Origin of the sequence: Arthrobacter sp. zg-Y1116 (assembly GCF_024385485.1) — a bacterium.
In the GTDB taxonomy this organism is placed as follows: Bacteria; Actinomycetota; Actinomycetes; order Actinomycetales; family Micrococcaceae; genus Arthrobacter_B.
Map to the genome: position 1 here is coordinate 1,201,273 of NZ_JANFLR010000001.1, position 16,942 is coordinate 1,218,214.

The 16,942-nt window shown below is 64.3% G+C and carries 17 protein-coding genes and 1 tRNA gene; 8 read left to right on the plus strand and 10 right to left on the minus strand.

Annotated features, from left to right (window positions below; genetic code table 11):
- Positions 1-98: 98 nt before the first annotated feature.
- Entirely contained in the window at positions 99-1,106 is a 1,008-nt protein-coding gene (locus tag NNX34_RS05685) for a hypothetical protein (protein ID WP_255765521.1), read from the minus strand.
- Positions 1,107-1,258: 152 nt separating this feature from the next.
- Between NNX34_RS05685 and NNX34_RS05690 the strand changes: the two genes are divergently transcribed.
- Positions 1,259-1,801 (plus strand): peptidylprolyl isomerase, encoded by a 543-nt coding sequence (locus NNX34_RS05690; protein WP_229951279.1) that lies wholly within the window; start codon positions 1,259-1,261, stop codon positions 1,799-1,801.
- A 214-nt stretch (positions 1,802-2,015) separates the two neighbouring features.
- On the plus strand, positions 2,016-2,726 hold the full coding sequence (locus tag NNX34_RS05695) for a rhomboid family intramembrane serine protease (protein WP_370647227.1): 711 nt from the start codon (positions 2,016-2,018) through the stop codon (positions 2,724-2,726).
- A gap of 460 nt (positions 2,727-3,186) precedes the next feature.
- Here NNX34_RS05695 and NNX34_RS05700 read toward each other — a convergent pair whose 3' ends face one another.
- Positions 3,187-3,438 carry a cell division protein CrgA gene (locus tag NNX34_RS05700; protein WP_227920413.1) on the minus strand — a complete coding sequence of 84 codons (252 nt, stop codon included), beginning with the start codon at positions 3,436-3,438 and terminating at the stop codon, positions 3,187-3,189.
- 286 nt (positions 3,439-3,724) lie between these two features.
- Between NNX34_RS05700 and NNX34_RS05705 the strand changes: the two genes are divergently transcribed.
- The 3 genes from NNX34_RS05705 to NNX34_RS05715 are packed head-to-tail and all read left to right on the plus strand — an operon-like array spanning position 3,725 to position 5,286.
- A complete protein-coding gene (locus NNX34_RS05705) occupies positions 3,725-4,441 on the plus strand; it encodes a class E sortase (RefSeq protein WP_255765523.1) in 717 nt (238 codons plus the stop codon).
- Between the two features lies 1 nt (position 4,442).
- Positions 4,443-4,613 carry a hypothetical protein gene (locus NNX34_RS05710; RefSeq protein WP_255765524.1) on the plus strand — a complete coding sequence of 57 codons (171 nt, stop codon included), beginning with the start codon at positions 4,443-4,445 and terminating at the stop codon, positions 4,611-4,613.
- A 4-nt stretch (positions 4,614-4,617) separates the two neighbouring features.
- Entirely contained in the window at positions 4,618-5,286 is a 669-nt protein-coding gene (locus tag NNX34_RS05715; RefSeq protein ID WP_255765743.1) for an aminodeoxychorismate/anthranilate synthase component II, read from the plus strand.
- Here NNX34_RS05715 and pknB read toward each other — a convergent pair.
- Genes pknB through NNX34_RS05750 form a run of 7 tightly spaced genes read right to left on the minus strand, consistent with a single transcriptional unit; the run spans position 5,283 to position 14,589 of the window.
- Positions 5,283-7,172 (minus strand): Stk1 family PASTA domain-containing Ser/Thr kinase, encoded by a 1,890-nt coding sequence (gene pknB / locus NNX34_RS05720; protein ID WP_255765525.1) that lies wholly within the window; start codon positions 7,170-7,172, stop codon positions 5,283-5,285. The genes NNX34_RS05715 and pknB overlap by 4 nt on opposite strands.
- Before the next feature lie 6 nt (positions 7,173-7,178).
- Positions 7,179-9,002 (minus strand): protein kinase, encoded by a 1,824-nt coding sequence (locus tag NNX34_RS05725; protein WP_255765526.1) that lies wholly within the window; start codon positions 9,000-9,002, stop codon positions 7,179-7,181.
- The gene (locus NNX34_RS05730; RefSeq protein ID WP_255765527.1) at positions 8,999-10,438 is read right to left on the minus strand and encodes a penicillin-binding protein 2; all 1,440 of its coding nucleotides are present in this window, start codon (positions 10,436-10,438) and stop codon (positions 8,999-9,001) included. Before NNX34_RS05730 ends, NNX34_RS05725 begins: the two co-directional genes overlap by 4 nt.
- Positions 10,435-11,853, minus strand: coding sequence for an FtsW/RodA/SpoVE family cell cycle protein (locus NNX34_RS05735; protein ID WP_255765528.1), 1,419 nt, complete (start codon positions 11,851-11,853; stop codon positions 10,435-10,437). Before NNX34_RS05735 ends, NNX34_RS05730 begins: the two co-directional genes overlap by 4 nt.
- Complete coding sequence (locus tag NNX34_RS05740; protein WP_255765529.1) at positions 11,853-13,328, minus strand: PP2C family serine/threonine-protein phosphatase; 1,476 nt, start codon at positions 13,326-13,328, stop codon at positions 11,853-11,855. Before NNX34_RS05740 ends, NNX34_RS05735 begins: the two co-directional genes overlap by 1 nt.
- Positions 13,329-13,372: 44 nt before the next feature.
- The gene (locus NNX34_RS05745) at positions 13,373-13,798 is read right to left on the minus strand and encodes an FHA domain-containing protein (RefSeq protein WP_227932940.1); all 426 of its coding nucleotides are present in this window, start codon (positions 13,796-13,798) and stop codon (positions 13,373-13,375) included.
- A gap of 59 nt (positions 13,799-13,857) precedes the next feature.
- Positions 13,858-14,589, minus strand: coding sequence for a DUF3662 and FHA domain-containing protein (locus NNX34_RS05750; RefSeq protein WP_255765530.1), 732 nt, complete (start codon positions 14,587-14,589; stop codon positions 13,858-13,860).
- 441 nt (positions 14,590-15,030) lie between these two features.
- Between NNX34_RS05750 and NNX34_RS05755 the strand changes: the two genes are divergently transcribed.
- Positions 15,031-15,113 (plus strand) — tRNA-Leu (locus NNX34_RS05755).
- Positions 15,114-15,274: 161 nt separating this feature from the next.
- On the opposite strand, the gene NNX34_RS05760 is transcribed toward NNX34_RS05755, so the two are convergent.
- Positions 15,275-15,637, minus strand: coding sequence for a DUF5997 family protein (locus NNX34_RS05760; protein ID WP_255765744.1), 363 nt, complete (start codon positions 15,635-15,637; stop codon positions 15,275-15,277).
- A gap of 80 nt (positions 15,638-15,717) precedes the next feature.
- On the opposite strand from NNX34_RS05760, the gene NNX34_RS05765 reads away from it, so the two are divergent.
- Both NNX34_RS05765 and NNX34_RS05770 read left to right on the plus strand, forming a co-directional pair.
- Positions 15,718-16,473 carry a LysR family transcriptional regulator substrate-binding protein gene (locus tag NNX34_RS05765; protein WP_255765531.1) on the plus strand — a complete coding sequence of 252 codons (756 nt, stop codon included), beginning with the start codon at positions 15,718-15,720 and terminating at the stop codon, positions 16,471-16,473.
- 69 nt (positions 16,474-16,542) lie between these two features.
- Positions 16,543-16,920 (plus strand): VOC family protein, encoded by a 378-nt coding sequence (locus NNX34_RS05770; RefSeq protein ID WP_227920447.1) that lies wholly within the window; start codon positions 16,543-16,545, stop codon positions 16,918-16,920.
- The last annotated feature ends 22 nt before the right edge of the window (positions 16,921-16,942 follow it).

A 16,942-nucleotide genomic window follows, 5' to 3' on the forward strand; every position in this document is an offset into this window, starting at 1 on the left:
GCGGGGAAAGCAAAGAAGGAGGGCTCCGCCTATGGCGGAGCCCTCCTTCTCTGTACTCGTCCCGGGACCGGTCCTAGCCGATGCCCGAGCCGGTTCTGCTACTTGCCGGTGTTGTTCTCCGAATGGGCGCCGGAGGGCTTTGCAGCTCCCTTGGCGTCTCCTGCGGTTTCCTTGCTGTGCTTGCCGGCATCGGAGGCCTTCTCGCCGGAACGGGCCGCAGCGCGCTCGGCTGCTTCCTTGATGCTGGCTACAGTCTCCGCGGTTTCGGACGGGGCGGGCGCAGCAGCGTCCGTGGTCTTCGCGGCGGGCTTGGCTGCCGGCGTCGGCTTGGGCACCTCAACGACGGGCGTGGCGGCCTCGGCCGGCTTAGCCGCAGCGGTGGACGAAGCACCGGTGCTGGCAGGAGCCGTTGCCGGGGTGGTAGTAGCCGGCTTGGGCGCTGCGCCGGTACCGGCGGCAGGCTTGGGGGCCGGTGTCTTCCACGGATCCTCGACCGGGCGGGAAGCGCGCCAGGCGGCCACGCCGGCCGTTACTGCCGCTGCAATGATGCCGAAGACCAGCCAGCCCTTGCCGCCGCCCTTCTGGCTCTTGCGGGCTTCCTTGGCAGCCTGCGCGGCCGCCTTCTGTGCCCGCTTCAGTGCCTTCTTGTTGCCCGTGACCTTCGCAACGGCCGTCTGCACGGGTACGTTGGCGGCCGTCAGGCTGCGCGAAACGCTGTCTGCGGCAACCCCGATGCGCGTGGACAGGGCGGGAATGTAATCATCCACAACCCGGTCCTTGGCCGTGTTCAGTGCCGGGGTGGCACGGTCCAGGGTGTTCTGGATCCGCGGAGCGGCTTCATCCACGGCGTGGCTGATGCGCGGCCCAACCTTCTCGAGCCCGCCCTGGATGCGGGGCGTGACGGTGGCTACGCCCTGGGCGATTTCATCAGCAGCGCGCTTGATGCCGTCCTGGATCTTCGGGGATGCGGTCTCGATCCCCTTTTCAATCCGCGGAACGGCCCAGCCCTTGGCTGCGTCGACCTTGGGTGTTGCCCAGTCGCGGGCAGTCACGATGCCTGCTGCAACATTGGCTTCGAGATCATGGGTGATGCGGTCCTTCTTCAAAACTACCTCCCGGGATAGTTGTCGTTTCAGCCTTAGCCTACGTGTTCCTGCGGGTCTCTGCTATCAAGGGCCCTGACAGGGCGCGGTTTTCACTGTGCGCTGAACCAGGGCGTTTCCGCCCACACACGGAAGTGCCGTGGAACAATGTCCTTATGACTGCTATTCCTACAGCAAAAGCAACCATCCACACTTCCATGGGCGACATCCGTGTCAACCTGTTCGGAAACCACGCCCCCAAGACGGTCAAGAACTTCGTTGGCCTGGCCACCGGCGAAATCGAGTGGACCGATCCGGCGACCGGTGAGAAGACCACCCGTCCGCTCTACGACGGAACCATCTTCCACCGCATCATCAAGGACTTCATGATCCAGGGCGGGGACCCCCTGGGCCGCGGCACCGGCGGACCGGGCTACCAGTTCGACGACGAGATCAACCCCGATCTCGACTTCTCCGCGCCGTACAAGCTGGCGATGGCCAACGCAGGTGTCCAGATGGGCCGGGGCACCAACGGCTCGCAGTTCTTCATCACCTCTGTGCCCACCACCTGGCTGCAGGGCAAGCACACCATCTTCGGTGAGGTTGCCGACGACGAGTCACGTGCACTCGTTGACCAGCTCAACGCGGTTTCCACCGACGGACGCGACAAGCCGGCCGAAGACGTGGTTATCAACAGCATTACCGTCGAACAGCTCTAGCCTGTTCGAAGTGCCCCGGCCGAATTCTCGGCCGGGGCTTTTCGTCAATCCGGGAGTCCCAGCAATGTCATATGGTGTGCCGGCCGAGGTGCCGGCTTCTCAGGTGCCCGTGTGTCCCCGCCATCCGGACCGGGTCAGCTACATCCGCTGCCAGCGCTGCGGGCGCCCTGCCTGCCCCGAGTGCCAGCAGAACGCTGCAGTAGGCGTCCAGTGCGTGGACTGCTTCAACCAGCAGCGCAAGACCCAGCCTGCCTACCGGACTCCCTTCGGCGGGCGCGTCGCCCCGGGCGGAAAACCGGTAGTGACCATCACCATCATGGCGGTGTGTGCCGTGGCCTACGTGCTGCAGCTGCTGCTGCCGGAATTTACGCGCACTTTCTTCTACGCACCCGTGCTGACCGATTATCAGCCGTGGCGCCTGCTGACGTCAGCGTTCCTGCATTCCCAGGGCAGCCCCATCCACATTGCCTTCAATCTCTACGCCCTCTGGTTCCTGGGCCGCAGCCTGGAGCCCTTGTTCGGCCGCGTCAGGTTTGCCCTGCTGTACCTGATCTCCGCCTTGGGCGGCTCTGTGGGCGTGATGTACCTGGCGGATCCCGGTGTGGCCGTGGTGGGCGCCTCCGGTGCCGTGTTCGGCCTCTTCGGCGCCCTGTTCGTGGTGATCCGGCAGCGGCAGGGCGAGCTGCGTTCGCTGCTGATCCTGCTGGCGGTGAACCTGGTCCTTGGATTCGTGGTCCCGGGGATCGCCTGGCAGGCCCATGTGGGCGGTCTGATCACGGGTGCAGCCTGCGCGGCCATCCTGGCCTATACACCCAGGGGAAAGCACCGCACAGCCATTCAGTTTGCCGGGCTTGCGGGAGTGGTGCTGGTACTCGTGGTCGCGGGTGTGCTTTGGCAACCTCCGGCGCAGATTATCCCCGGGTAGTCCCACGGGATAAGACATCGACTTGCGTGCCCGCCGTCACTGACGGCGGGCACAGATGTTTAACGCCCGCCGATCTCTGCGGCGTGTCTACCCGTTTAGCCCGGGGTGCCGGGACGAAGCCCCCGGGGAGCTCCGGGCACCCGAAAGTTATCCACAGGGATACCCACAGTGTTAATAACCTACATCGTTGTAATTTTCGTGCCCGGCCGCTGATCCACAGGGTTATCCATAGGCTGAACGGAGTTACACACATGTAATTCCACAGGTGTGGATAACCTCCTTCCCTTTATTTGCAAGGAAGTTGTCGAAGTAACCCACAGAGTTTCCCACACCTGTGGATAACTCCGTGCACAACCTGTGAACAACGTGGAAAACCGGGGATAGCGGTCGTCAGGGCAAAGAAAAAGGCTTCCCGGCGCCAAAACGGCACCGGGAAGCCCGAGGTACGAACGCCGGAACGTCAGCGCCAGCGCGTCGTCATCAGGAAGCCCACAATCGCGATGCCAAAGCCCACCAGGATGTTGCTGGCACCGAAAGCCGGTACCGGGTACTCGCCCTGGGTGATGTAGTACGTGATGATCCACAGCAGGCCGAGGATCATCAGGCCGAACATGACCGGCTTGTACCAAACAGGGTTTTCCTTGGGCACTGACGCAGTCTGTGCGGGGGTTGCGGGGCGGGAAGGCTTCTTGCGGGATTTGGACTCAGGCACGGATCCTCCTAGCGGAACCGGCTCTGCAGACGCCGGTGGTTGTAGTCATGGGCCGGGACGACCAGATCCCGAGCAGGAGAAGTCTCCTTCAATGCGCGGACCTGTTAGGGTCATCCCTATTCTGATTATCCTAGCGAATTCCGCGGCCAAGCTGTCCCGGGTTCCCTGAGGCCGTGAAATACCGGTACCAGCCAAAAGGAGAGCGTTGGCCGAGCCATCCGTTACCACCACGCAGCACCGACGTCGGCGTAGTGTTTCCCCGCGCCGTACGGGAGGAAAGGGCCGGATGGTGGTCCAGGTAGCCGGAGAGCTCCTGATCACGCTGGGAATCGTCCTGGCGCTGTTTGTCGCCTGGCAGCTCTGGTGGACCAACATTGACTCAAACCGGGCCCAGCAGGAGGCCATCGACGGGTTGTTCGAGGACTTCGACCTCCCCGCAGTTCCGCCGCCGGCTTCCTCGCCCCAGGATTACGGAGATCCGGTGGTCCTGGACCCGCCAACCGAGGAAGGCGAGACATTCGCCGTCGTCTATGTTCCCCGCTTCGGGGCGGATTATGCCGCTCCGGTGACCAGCGGTGTCGGGACGGCCGTGCTGGACCGCCTGGGGCTGGGCCACTATCCGGATACCGCGATGCCCGGGGCGGTTGGGAACTTCGCCGTTGCAGGCCATCGGCAGACCCACGGCAAGGCCCTGGATCCCATCCACACCCTCGTACCCGGAGACCACATCTACGTTCAGACGGCGGACGGTTACTACGACTACGTCTACCGCAATACCCAGATAGTGCTGCCCGACCGGGTCGATGTGATCGCAGCCGTCCCGACAGAGCCCGCAGCGATCCCCAGCGAACGGTTCCTTACCCTGACCAGCTGCAACCCGCGTTTCGGCTCCCAGGAGCGCATCATCGCCTACGCCCGGCTGGACTCCTGGCAGCCTCTGTCCGCCGGTCCCCCGCCGGCTATCGCAGACGTCGTTGCCGCCAATGCCTCCGGAGGTCGCTAAAATGTATGGATGGTTGTTTCGGCACCTTCCCGGACCGTTGTGGTTCCGGATTCTGCTCTCCGCGGTGCTGATTGCCGCGGCCGTGCTGGCCCTGATGGAGTATGTCTTCCCCTGGCTTGCCGAGACCAGCCTTCTTCCCTCACTGACGGATTCAACGATTGGCGGTTCCTAGCACCATGAGCACCCGGATCCTGGTGGTCGACAACTATGACAGCTTTGTCTATACCCTGGTGGGCTATCTGCAGGAACTCGGGGCGGAGACCACGGTGATCCGCAATGATGACCTGAGTGTGGAGTCAGCGATTGAGCTGGCTGCCCGCCACAACGGAGTGCTGGTTTCCCCGGGCCCGGGCACTCCGGGCGAGGCGGGTGTGTCGGTAGACCTGATCCGCTGGTGTGGAGCGACTGCAACGCCGATGCTCGGCATCTGCCTGGGCCACCAGGCGCTGGCGGAGGCATACGGCGGCACGGTAACGCACGCGCCTGAATTGATGCACGGGAAGACCTCGCTCGTGGAACACGGCGGCGAGGATGTTTTTGCGGGACTGCCCAGTCCGCTGACCGCCACTCGATACCACTCGCTGGCGGCTGTCAACGACAGCATTCCCGCCGAGCTGCGGGTGACGGCGCGAACGGCCAGCGGAATCATCATGGGTCTGCAGCATGCGGCAGCACCGCTGTCCGGCGTCCAGTTCCACCCCGAGTCCGTCCTCACCGAGGGCGGCTACCGGATGCTGGGCAACTGGCTGGAGTCAGCCGGACTGACAGGAGCGGCGGCCCACGCGGCCACGCTGAGCCCGCTCATTTCGAGCTCAGCGCAGGCCGGGACTCCCGCCCGCGCCTAGCGCCGTCCCGGCGGGGTGGCGGGCGTGCTGGACGGCGAGGCTGTCGGAGCAGGCGTCGGTTCCGGAGCCGGCGCCTTGGCAACCGACAGGACCACGGAAGTTCCGGGGGCCACGTCCGTGCCGCCGGGAACACTCTGCGCGATGACCGTGCCGGGTGCCGCATCGGCGGATTCGACTTCCGTTCGTTTGGGAGTCAGGAGGAGCGCCGGATCGAGTAGTTTCTCCTGGGCCTGCTCCCAAGGCATCCCCTCGAGATTCGGAACGGTTACCCGTCCGGTGGACACCACGATGTCGACTTCGCTGTCTGCCGGGACGGTCTCGCCGATAGCAGGGTCGGTGCCGAGGACTCGTCCCGACTCCATGGTGGAGCTGTTGCCCCCGATCGTGGCCCCGCCCTTGAGGCCGAGCCCGCGAAGCTCGTCGCGGGCGCCCGATTCCGTCATTCCCACCAGGTCCTGCGGGATGACCATGCTGGAAGGCCCCTTGGAGATGTAGAGCGTGATGCTCTCATCCTTGACGACCTCAGCGCCACCCGCCGGAGTGGTGCGGATGGCCAGGTCCTCGGCCACGCTGTCGCTGTATTCCTCGCTGATCCGGGGTGGTTGGAAGCCCGCGCTGATAATGGCGTTCATGGCATCGGTCTGGGATTTGCCCTCGACCTGGGGTACGGCTGCCGTTACGGGTGCGGCGGGTTTGGCATTGATCATGTTCCATCCGACAAATCCGCCGACGGCGAGGACCAGGACCACAAGAATGCTGAAGACGGTGATCCAGGCCCGCCGGCGGGCCTTTTGCTGGGGGTCGCGGTCGCCGGTGGATCCGATGGGAAGGACCGGGTGGTCTTCCGTCCGGGGATGGTCATCGTCCGAAAGGAGCGATCCGCCGGCGAGCACTTTGGCCATGGCCCGTGTCCGGGGTTCCTCCTCGGGAGCAGGGGTCATGGCAACCGTGGCGGGGTCCGCCGGCCGTGCCACGGAGATTGCCTGCGTTGCAGCGGTGACGGGTCCGCCGTCGCGCGCCGAAAGCAGAGCTTCCCGGAAATCCCGGGCGGTCTGATAACGGTGGTCGCGGTCCTTGGCCAGCCCGCGCTTCAAGACGTCATCGAGGGCGGCTGGAACTTCGGGGTTCAGGCTGCTGGCCGTGACGGGCTGTTCGCGGACGTGCTGGTAGGCCACGGAGACGGGGCTTTCACCGATGAACGGAGGCCGGCCGGTAAGCAGCTCGAACAGCAGGCATGCCGTGGAGTAGAGGTCGCTGCGGGCATCCACGGTTTCGCCGCGGGCCTGCTCGGGAGAGAGATACTGTGCGGTACCGACTACGGCCTGGGTCTGCGTCATGGTTGCGGCTGAATCCGCCATGGCACGTGCGATGCCGAAGTCCATGACCTTTACCCCGCCGTCGGCGGTCACCATAACGTTGGCCGGCTTGATGTCGCGGTGGACGATCCCGGAGCGGTGGCTGTAATCCAGGGCGGCGAGGACTCCGAGGGAATAGTCAATGGACTTCTCGATGGTGAGCTCGTCTGCCTTGAGCAGGTCGCGCAGGGTCCGGCCCGGAACGTATTCCATCACGATGTAGGGCAGCCGCACGTCGTCCCGCGGCGAGGCGGACTCCTGGTCGCCGGTGTCATATACGGACACAACGGAGGGGTGGTTCAGCCCCGCCACGGCTCGTGCTTCGCGCCGGAATCGTGACTGGAACAGCGGATCACGGGCCAGGTCCGGCCGCAGCACCTTGATAGCCACGGTCCGGCCCAGGCGTATATCCCGCCCAAGGTAGACGTCGGCCATTCCGCCGCGTCCGATCAGTTCACCCACCTCGTACCGCCCGTTCAGGACGTTATCAGTGTTGAGGGTGGGCTGCCCTCGAAGGAATTCTGCGCTCATGGTCTCTTAGCTGCTGCCTGTAGGGCCGGTCATGCTGGCGCCGCCGGGTTGATTCAGGCTGGTACCGGTATCCGGATTGGATCCAGTCCCGGCGCCGTTCCCAGCCGCCGGGGCGGAAGGAGTCGAGGTGGGCGGAGCCGGTGCCGGAGCTGAAGGGGCGGCTTCTGCGATGTAGTAGGTGACGGAAGAGCCACGCGCCACGGTAGCGCCTTCGGTGGGATTGACCCCCACGACGGTGCCCGGGGTGGCATCGGACTGCTGGGTGCCGCCGTTGACCGGCATCAGGCCGGCATCGACGATGCGCTGGCGTGCCGCCGCCTCAGGCTGTCCTGTCAGGGCAGGGACGGAAACAAGTTCCGGGCCCGAGGAGTAGATAATGGTCACGGCATCCCCGCGGCTCAACGTTCCGGAGGGATTGACCTCAATGACGGAACCTTCCGGGATGGTCGCGTCCGAGACCGGCAGGCGTTCCACCTGAAGGCCCAGGGCAATCAGCTCGGAGTAGACATCGTTTACGGGCCGGCCCTCGTAGGTGGCCGAATCGATGCGGATTTCGTCGGGTGTTTCGGACGGGGTTGCACTCGCTGTGGTCTTGGAAGGCGAGGGGCTGCGCGAGCTGGTGGCTGACGAACTCGCGGCGGGGGCCGGGTCCTCGTCTCCCTCGGAGCCGGTGAGCACGAAAAACGCCACGACGCCGGCCAGAATGAGCACGAGCAAGGCGATCAGCGGGATCGTCCAGGGGCTGCGGCGCTTTTCCTCTTCGACGTCCCCCGGGGCGCCGTCGTCGTAATCGACATCGTCTTCGTCGGTCCATTCACGGGACGCGGCAAGCTCACCCGTGCGGGCATCGGCCACGGACGCGCCGGCGACCGTGGGCAGTGCCGACGTCGAAGGTGCGGTGTCCACCACGCGGGTGGCTGACGTACCGGTGGTGGGCACCGGGGCCGTAACCGCGCCGGTGGAGGATCCGAAGAGCAGCATGCCGGGGACGGCTTCCTGCGCTGCATGGATGTCTCCGCGGCGGATGGCGGCGACAGCAAGGGCCAGCGACTCGGCGTCGGCCGGACGGTCCGCCGGGTCCTTCGCCAGCATGGACATAATCAGGGCACGCACCGGTTCCGGAATGGTTTCCGGCAGCGGCGGAGGCGTGTCGTTGACCTGTGCCAGGGCAATCGCGATTTGGGATTCACCGGAGAAGGGACGGCGGCCGGCAAGGAGTTCGTAGCCAATGACACCAAGCGCGTAGATGTCGCTGGAACCCGTCGCCTGCTGTCCGGTGGCCTGCTCCGGAGCCAGATACTGGGCAGTGCCCATGACCTGACCGGTGGCGGTCAACGGCACCTGGTCGGCCAGGCGGGCGATCCCGAAGTCGGTGATCTTGACCTTGCCGTCGGGCATGATGAGCAGGTTGCCCGGCTTCACGTCGCGGTGCACCAGACCCTGGTTGTGGGCTACGGCAAGCGCAGTGGCGACCTGGCCGATGATGGACAGCGTCCGGTCGGGCGAGAGCACCTTGTCGCGCTCGATGATGCTGGACAGCGGCTGGCCCGGAACAAGTTCCATGACCAGGTACGCCGAACCGTCCTCTTCGCCGTAGTCGAAGACATTGGCAATGCCGGGATGGTTGAGCAGTGCGGTGTGCCGGGCCTCCGCCCGGAAACGGTTAAGGAAGCCCGGATCCCCGGTGTACTCCTCCTTGAGGATTTTGATGGCAACAATGCGGCCCAGGACAAGGTCCCGTGCCTTCCAGACCTCGCCCATACCGCCAATGGCAATACGGTCGGTCAGCTGGAACCTGCCGCCTAAGGTGATACCCGATGTAGGCCTCACTTATTCAACACCGCCTCTAGGAGTTTCTGCGCGCTTGGAGTGGTCAATTGGGCACCGGTGGCCAGGTCCACGTCTTCCATAACAACGGAAATGGCCACCTGCGGATCGTCGGCCGGCGCGAAGCCGGTGAACCAGGCATTGTCTCCCCGGCCGTCCACCTGGGCCGTGCCGGTCTTGCCGGCCACCTTGAATCCGGGGACCTGGGCAGATTTGGCCGAGCCGTTGTCTACGACGCCGACCATCCACTCGGTGAGCTGGCGGGCTGTGTCGGGGCTGACGGAAGTATTCAATTCAGTGGGCTTCGGTTCATCGATCACGGACAAATCGGGAGCGCGGACGCTGCGGATCAGGTTGGGGGTCATCTGCACACCGTCGTTGGCGATGGCTGCGGAAATCATGGCGACCTCCAGCGGGGTGGCGGTCACGCTTCCCTGTCCGATCGAGGCGAGGGCCAGTTGCGCCTCGTCCTCGTTCTCGGGGAAATGACTGGCCACAACCTCGTTGGGGATCTGGAGGGAGGTATCGAAACCGAACTTCTTGGCCTGCGCTGCGATGTTGTCCTGCCCCAGATCCAGTGCCACCTGGGCGAAGACGGTATTGCAGGACCAGGCGAGGGCAAAGGCGAAGTCTGCCTCGGACCGGGCCGAGCAGGCGCCCGTGGTGAAGTTCGGAAGGGAGATGTTGGTTCCGGGCAGCGGGAGTTCCGGCGGATTCGGGATCACGGATTCGGCGTCGTATTTTCCAGACTCCAAGGCCGCTGCCGTGTCCACGAGTTTGAAGACGGACCCGGGGGCCAGCAGGGACTGCGTGGCCGGATTTGTATAGGGCGACAGTCCCGGCTGGGAGGTCAGGGCCTCCATGTTGGCACCCAGCACCGCAGTGTCATGGCCGGCCAGGAGATTGGTGTCATATGTGGGCTTGGAGACCATGGCGAGGATATCGCCCGTCTTCGGGTCCATCATGACGATGGATCCCTTCTGGCCGTCGGGAATAAGGTCGTAGGCCAGCTGCTGGAGTTCCGGATCGATGGTCAGTTCCACCGAAGCACCCTGGCTCTGGGCACCGGAGAAGAGCTGGACCAGCTTGTCGTTGAACTGTTGGGAGCTGTTGCCGGACAACTCGTCGTTCATGGTCATTTCCAGCTGCGTGGTGTTGTTCAGGTTGAAATACCCGGTCAGATGCGAATACAGCTCCGGGCTGTTGTAGACCCGCTGGTAATTGAATTGGTCGTCCGAGGGAACGGACTCGGCAATCGCCTTGCCGTCCACAAGGATGGAGCCGCGGGGTTCGCCGAAATCACGGTAAAGGGCCCGGTTGTTATTCGGGTTGGTGTTGAGCTTCTCAGCGGCGAAGAACTGCACGTAGGTCAGCGAACCGAGAATGAGCACGAACATTGCCAGGGCCACTACCCAGCTGTTACGGATAGCCTGGTTCATTCGTCTCCTCCCTTAGGGGAACGCCGGGTACGGGCAGGAGCGCCGGACCGGGAATCGGACATGGCGGGGACCATATCGGTGGCCAGCGGGCCGGTAGGCGTGGGCCGGCGGGCAGCGTCGGAAATCATGAGCAGGAGCGCCACGATGATCCAGTTGGCCAGCAACGATGATCCGCCTGCCGACATGAACGGGGTGGTCAATCCGGTCAACGGGATCAGGCGCGTAACGCCTCCGATCACCACGAAGCACTGCAAGGCAATGATGAAGGACAACCCGCATGCCAGGAGCTTCCCGAAACCGTCCTTGGTACCCAGGGCGGCACGGAATCCGCGGGATACCAGCAGCACAAACATCAGCACGATCGCGAAGATGCCGATCAGGCCCAGTTCCTCGCCGAGGGCGGCAATAATCATATCGCTGTTCGCAAAGGTCACCAGATCCGGGCGGCCCTGTCCCAAACCGGTACCGACAAGCCCACCGCTGGCCAGGCCGAAGAGCCCTTGCACTACCTGGTAGCTGCCGCCGGCCCCGTTGTAGACCTCGGGATCAAAGGCGTTGAGCCAGCCGTGGATGCGCGCCTGCAGGTGGCTGAACAATTGGAGGGCGACGAATCCGCCCGCCGCGAGCAGGCCCACGCCGATCAGTACCCAGCTCACGCGGCTGGTGGCGACGTAGATCATGGCCATGAACAGGCCGAAGAAGAGGATGGACGAGCCAAGGTCCCGCTGGAAGACCAGCACGCCGATGCTGACGAGCCAGGCCACGAGCATGGGGCCCAGGTCCCGCATGCGCGGGAATTGCAGCGGCCCGACCTTCCGTCCGGCGAGCAGGATGAGGTCACGGTTGGTGGATAGATACCCGGCGAAGAATATGGCCAGGGTGATCTTGGCGATCTCGCCGGGCTGGAAGGTTCCGATGCCAACGTTGATCCAGATCCGGGCCCCGTTGATCTCGCGGCCCACGGGTGCCGGCATCAGCGGAAGGAGCAACAGAATCGCGCTGACGATCAACGAGATATAGGTGTAGCGGCGCAGGATCCGGTGGTCCTTGATGATGAACAGCACGGCGATTCCGGCCGCCACGGCCACTGTGCTCCACAACAGCTGCCGGTCAGCTGCATCATCGCCGTTGGTGATATCCAGGCGGTGGATCATGGCCAGCCCGATGCCGTTAAGGGCAGTCACAATGGGAAGTATTACCGGATCGGCATATTTGGCACGGAAGCGCAGCACGAGGTGGAAGATGATTACCAGGGCCATGAGCGTCCCGCCCTGGACCCAGAAATCGGAGTCGAAGGCACGGTCTTCGTCGAGGCCGACAATCATGTTGGCTCCCACTCCGACCAGGAGCGCAACGAGGAGGAGGAGGGCTTCGATGTTCCGGCGCGGTTTAGGCACGGTGAGGACATCCGACATTACTGCTCACCTCCGCAGGCACTGTTCTGGTCGGTTTCGGGCGCAGCAGTTGCACCCGGTGAAGGCGCAGCAGTCGGGGAATCGGTGTTTACCGGCGGACACAGGACCGCCTTGGCGGTGTCCCGCAACTCGCTGACTATCTCGCCGGCATGCTCAAGATCCCGGGCAGGAAGGGTGTCCTCCACCCGGTTCCGGTGATATTCGGAGAGGCTGTCCACCGGAATGTCGGAGACGTCGGTGACATGCGAGAGCTGGATAGGTCCGATGGTCTGGGAGACACCGTTGTAGATGGCGACCCGGTTTTCATAGGAGCCCACGTAGTAGCGGGTCTGCGTCCACGTGTAGCCGAGCCACACGACGACGGCGAGCAGCAGCGCAACCACGGTCAGGAATGCCGGCAGCAGCCAGCGCTTCCAACCGGTACGGGGCGAATCCCCGGTCTCCTGCTCTCCCTGCTGCTCGGATTCCGCCTTGTGGGTCAGCATGCGGGCAGCGCGCCGCTCGGCGGACCGCTTCGTGACGATCGGAATTTCACCGGTCTCGGTGGCAAGGGAAGCCGCGCCGACCAATACGTGCGGCCGGGAGGCCAGATCCTGGCGGATCAGCTGGGCGCGTTCGCGTTCACTTTCGGCGTCGTCGGCGTCGTCGCGGGCAGCGGTATTCTCCGTGCGGGGTCCAGACTCGTCCTCGGTCACGGGCGGCGCCGCGGCTACCGCAGCCGTCGGGCGGTACGCATTGTCCCGGGAGGTCAATTCGGAGAGAGGAGCGGTTGCCGGTGCGGAGGCGGCGTCGGGGTCCTCGGCTATTTCGATGACTGCCACTGTCACGTTGTCCGGAGATCCGCCGGCCAGGGTGAGTTCAACCAGGGTGTCCACGCACTCCTGCAGGTCTGAGGTGCTGCGGAGAACGCCCTCGATATCGGAGTCGCGCAGGACGGCAGTAAGGCCGTCCGAACACAGCAGCCAGCGTTCGCCGGGCTCGACGTCGAAAGTGGCCAGGTCCAGTTCGGGGCTGGCATCAACGTCACCGAGCACGCGCATGAGGACGTTCTTATGCGGATGTACTTCGGCTTCTTCGGGTTGCAGGCGCCCTTCATCGATAAGCCGCTGCACGAAGGTGTGGTCGATGCTGATCTGTTCGAACCGGCCGTCTTTGAGCCGGTAGGCGCGGGAGTCGCCGATATGCGCAAGTGCCAGGCGCTGCTCATGCAGCAGCAGCGCAGTGACGGTGGTTCCCATGCCGGAGAGCTGGGGGCTGGTGGTCACCAACTCGGACAGAAGCGAATTCGCCGCTTGGATTTCATCGGCAAGGACGGTCAGGGGTTCATCCTCGTGGACGCTGCTGTCCAAGTGGACCAGATCGAGCACGGTGGAGGCCGAGGCGACGTTGCCGCCTGCATGGCCGCCCATGCCGTCGGCGACGACGGCGAGGTAGCGGCCGACGTAGGCGGAATCGTCATTCTTGAAACGAACCATTCCAACGTCGGACCGTGCTGCATATCTGAGGACCAGGGCCACTGTCAGGGCCTCAATTCGATGACCGTCTTACCGATGCGAATCGGCACACCGGGTTCGACGGGCAACGCCCGGGTAAGTTGGCTTCCGCCGAGATAGGTTCCGTTGGTTGAACCAAGGTCCTCAACGAACCAGCGGCTGCCCTGGGGGAAGAGGCGGGCATGGCGGCCGGAGGCGTAGTCGTCCTCCAGGACGAGGGTTGCTTCCTGTGCCCTTCCAAGCAGGATGGGGCTGGCGGCAAGGTCGAGTGTGGTGCCGCGCAGCGGGCCTTCCGTCACTACGAGTTCCCTCGGCGTGACCTTGCCGGGGGCCGGCGCACGCTGTTCAAGGTTCGGGTCTTTACGGATCTGGCGGGCCGTCGGGGTCCCGGTCCGGTTGCGGCTGCCCACGGCGAGGTCGCGCCGGATGGCGCCGACTACGCTGACCACCATGATCCACAGCAGGATCAGGAAGCCGTAGCGCAGGAGTGTTTCAGTTAATTCGCTGAGCACTAACGTCCCCCGGTCCGGACAGGCAGCAGCCGAAAGACGATTCGGGTGCGTCCCATGGTGATTGTGGATCCGTCGGTAAGCACTGCTTCACCTTGAACTTTCTGGCCGTTGACGAAGCTGCCGTTGGTGGACCCCAGATCGATGGCACGGCTGGCACCGTTCTCGGTACGGATCTCCAGATGGCGGCGTGAAACACCGGTGTCGTCCACGAGGATGTCGGCTTCGGAGGAGCGTCCCAGGACCACTGAGGGGGCGTTGAGGGTGTAGCGCTGGCCGTCAACGTCCAGGACGGGCTGCATACGAGCCGATGGTCCCTGCCGGGGTGCAGGAGGAGAGGGCATCCGGGCTTGGGCCGAGGGGGACTTTTCAGTGGATGAATCCACTTCAAGTACCCCTGCCTTAAGGGAGGAATCGCGGGTAAACGAAACCCGTACCGGGCCCTGAAGTGTGTAGGACTGGCTGCGTGCGTGCTTAATAACCACGTCGCAGAGCTCTTCAGCCAGGGGTGCGCCCCACTTCTGTGCCTGGGTGAAGTCCGAGGTGGATAGCCGCACAGTAAAGACATTCGGTGCCAGCGTCCGGCCCTGGCCCAGGACCATGGAATGCTGATCCAGTTCCTTGCGGAGTGCGATGGCAAGCTCCAGCGGTTCAACACGGCCGGACGAACCGGACGCGAAAGCACCACGAACAATCTTTTCGATGCCGCGTTCGACATTGTCGAGTATGCCCAAGTTCGTCTCCTTCCGTGTCCTGTCCAGTGAATTGCCTCGTCTGCAGTACCTGCCCGGTCACCGGGGTGCGGGCGGAATCGTCCGCCGGGACTGGTTCGGGACCGGTTCCGGCAGGGCACAGGTACATACGTCCACTTCGATAGTACTGGTGACGGCAGATAATTGTCTTACCGCCGTCCCGGCGCCCCGCGTTCCGGCGCGGCCGATGTGCCAAGCCGGTTGCCGCTTCACACCGGTCCCCTGAGCGGCCGGGGAAACAGCCGTCGATTCCTTGCAACAGCGCGGTTTTCAGGTTGCCTCGGCGGCCGTTTAGGTGTTTGGCCAAAATGCCGGTATGCTTGATTCTGCTGTTCCCGAGGAAACGCAACGAATGATCAGAGACAGGATCCGCTTGGATCGTGTGAGATTGTCCGCACAGCGTTGCCGCGGGAAACCATTTATGCGCGAGTGGCGGAACGGCAGACGCGCTGGCTTCAGGTGCCAGTGTCCGAAAGGGCGTGGGGGTTCAAATCCCCCCTCGCGCACATAGAAAAGAATGACCCCGGCCAAACGGCCGGGGTCATTCTTTTTTGCGTCCCGGGTGGTCATCCCCCGGAGCAGGGGAGACGGACAAAGGGAGGGGCCGCGCAGCAGCTGCGCAGCCCCTCCCTTATGTGCGTATTGCGAATCCGGAGAGCCGAAGCTCCTAGGCGCGTTCCGCCTTCTTGGCTTCGGCTTCCTTTACCCGCTGGGCTTCCGCACGGACGGCAGCAAAGCTCGCACGTTCCTCAACCAGCCAGGCCGGAGGCTCGGCAAGCAGTGCCTTGATTTCCTCGGTGGTCAGGGCCTCGGTCACACCGGCGCGGGTCAAACCGCCGATCGAGACGTTGAGCTTCTGCGCCACGACGGGGCGCGGATGCGGGCCGGTGCGGCGCAGCTCGGTGAGCCACTCAGGCGGATTGGACTGCAGTTCGTCGAATTGGGCCCGCGAAATAGGACCGTCCTGGAAATCCTGCGGCGCTGCGGGCAGATAGATGCCCAGCTTCTTGGCTGCCGTGGCAGGCTTCATGGATTGGGGAGATTTCTCGGTGGTCATATTCCAAGGGTATCCGCCCGCCGCGCCACCTCCCGGTGGGCTAAGGTGTTTTGATGCCCACAGACACATCAGCATCCCTGCAGGGGGCGACGTCGCGGCCGCTGACCGTGGCCTATGTACCGGGCGTGACGCCGGGCAAATGGATCACCCGCTGGCGTGAACGGCAGGACCAGGAACTGAGGACGTTCCAGTGTGAGGAGCCCGCAGCGCTGGAGGAACTTGCCTCCAACCGGGCGGACCTGGCGTTTATCCGTATTCCTGCCGAAGGTTTCGCGCGCCCGGACGGCGTGAACGTGATTCCGCTGTATGAAGAGCAGCCGGTGGCCGCTGCCTCAAAGGAGCACCCGCTGGCGGCCTTCGACGCCGTCGACCTCGCCGATCTCGACGGCGAGACGATCCTGGACATTGACGAGATGGGCGGGGCCGCCGTCGCCCTCGAGGTGGCTGCCGCCGGCAGCGGTGTTGTGATCCTCCCCATGTCCGTAGCCCGCCTGCACTCCCGGAAGGACGTTGCAGCGCGGCCCGTGAACGGTGTTCCGGCAACACGGATCGGAATTGCCTGGTTGCAGGACCGGGACGAGCCGGACATCGAAGAGTTCATCGGGGTGGTGCGGGGACGGACCGCGAACAGCTCCCGCCAGCCCTCCATCCAGGCTGAACAGAAGTCCTCGGCCAAGAAGCGGACCAAGGAGCGCCAGGCCCGGAGCGCGGCCAAGCCCGCGGCAAAGTCCGCGGCAAAATCCGGCGGGCGTCCCGCAGGCAAGGGAAAAGGCGCAGGCAAGAACGGCAAACCGCGCCGCAGCCGTTGAAGCACCGTTGATTCCACAGCTGATCCGGCACTGCTGACACCGGCCGGGGCCGGAGGTACCCTTTCGCAGATGCGGATCAAAATGAGCGGCATCCATGTGGTCGACCCGGAACGTGCCTACGAGTTCTACACGGGTACCCTTGGCCTGGAACCCTTGATGGCCATGCCGGAGTACAACCTGTTCATTGTCTGTTCGCCTGAAGATCCGGGTGGTCCGGGGCTGCTGCTCGAACCCAGCGACAACCCGGTTGCCGAAGCGTACCGGACGGGGCTGTACCGGGAGCAGCTGCCCGTGCTGGTGCTTGGCGTACCGGATGTGCAGGCGGAGTATGAGCGGTTATCGGGGCTCGGCGTCCAGTTCCTCGGTGAACCCACCCTTGATTCGACGGGCGCCCAGGCGGTTTTCGACGACGGCTGCGGCAACTACCTCCAGCTTCACCAGGACTAACGCGGAGGCGGCGGTGCCCAGA

Coding starts and splice junctions, on each gene's coding strand:
- NNX34_RS05705 (WP_255765523.1), top strand. CDS start 3,725: ATGGTGGTCCAGGTAGCCGGAGAGCTCCTGATCACGCTGGGAATCGTC.
- NNX34_RS05690 (WP_229951279.1), top strand. CDS start 1,259: ATGACTGCTATTCCTACAGCAAAAGCAACCATCCACACTTCCATGGGC.
- NNX34_RS05735 (WP_255765528.1), bottom strand. CDS start 11,853: ATGTCGGATGTCCTCACCGTGCCTAAACCGCGCCGGAACATCGAAGCC.
- NNX34_RS05765 (WP_255765531.1), top strand. CDS start 15,718: ATGCCCACAGACACATCAGCATCCCTGCAGGGGGCGACGTCGCGGCCG.
- NNX34_RS05770 (WP_227920447.1), top strand. CDS start 16,543: ATGCGGATCAAAATGAGCGGCATCCATGTGGTCGACCCGGAACGTGCC.
- NNX34_RS05760 (WP_255765744.1), bottom strand. CDS start 15,637: ATGAAGCCTGCCACGGCAGCCAAGAAGCTGGGCATCTATCTGCCCGCA.
- NNX34_RS05710 (WP_255765524.1), top strand. CDS start 4,443: ATGTATGGATGGTTGTTTCGGCACCTTCCCGGACCGTTGTGGTTCCGG.
- NNX34_RS05740 (WP_255765529.1), bottom strand. CDS start 13,328: ATGGTTCGTTTCAAGAATGACGATTCCGCCTACGTCGGCCGCTACCTC.
- pknB (WP_255765525.1), bottom strand. CDS start 7,172: ATGAGCGCAGAATTCCTTCGAGGGCAGCCCACCCTCAACACTGATAAC.
- NNX34_RS05730 (WP_255765527.1), bottom strand. CDS start 10,438: ATGAACCAGGCTATCCGTAACAGCTGGGTAGTGGCCCTGGCAATGTTC.
- NNX34_RS05715 (WP_255765743.1), top strand. CDS start 4,618: ATGAGCACCCGGATCCTGGTGGTCGACAACTATGACAGCTTTGTCTAT.
- NNX34_RS05745 (WP_227932940.1), bottom strand. CDS start 13,798: ATGGTGGTCAGCGTAGTCGGCGCCATCCGGCGCGACCTCGCCGTGGGC.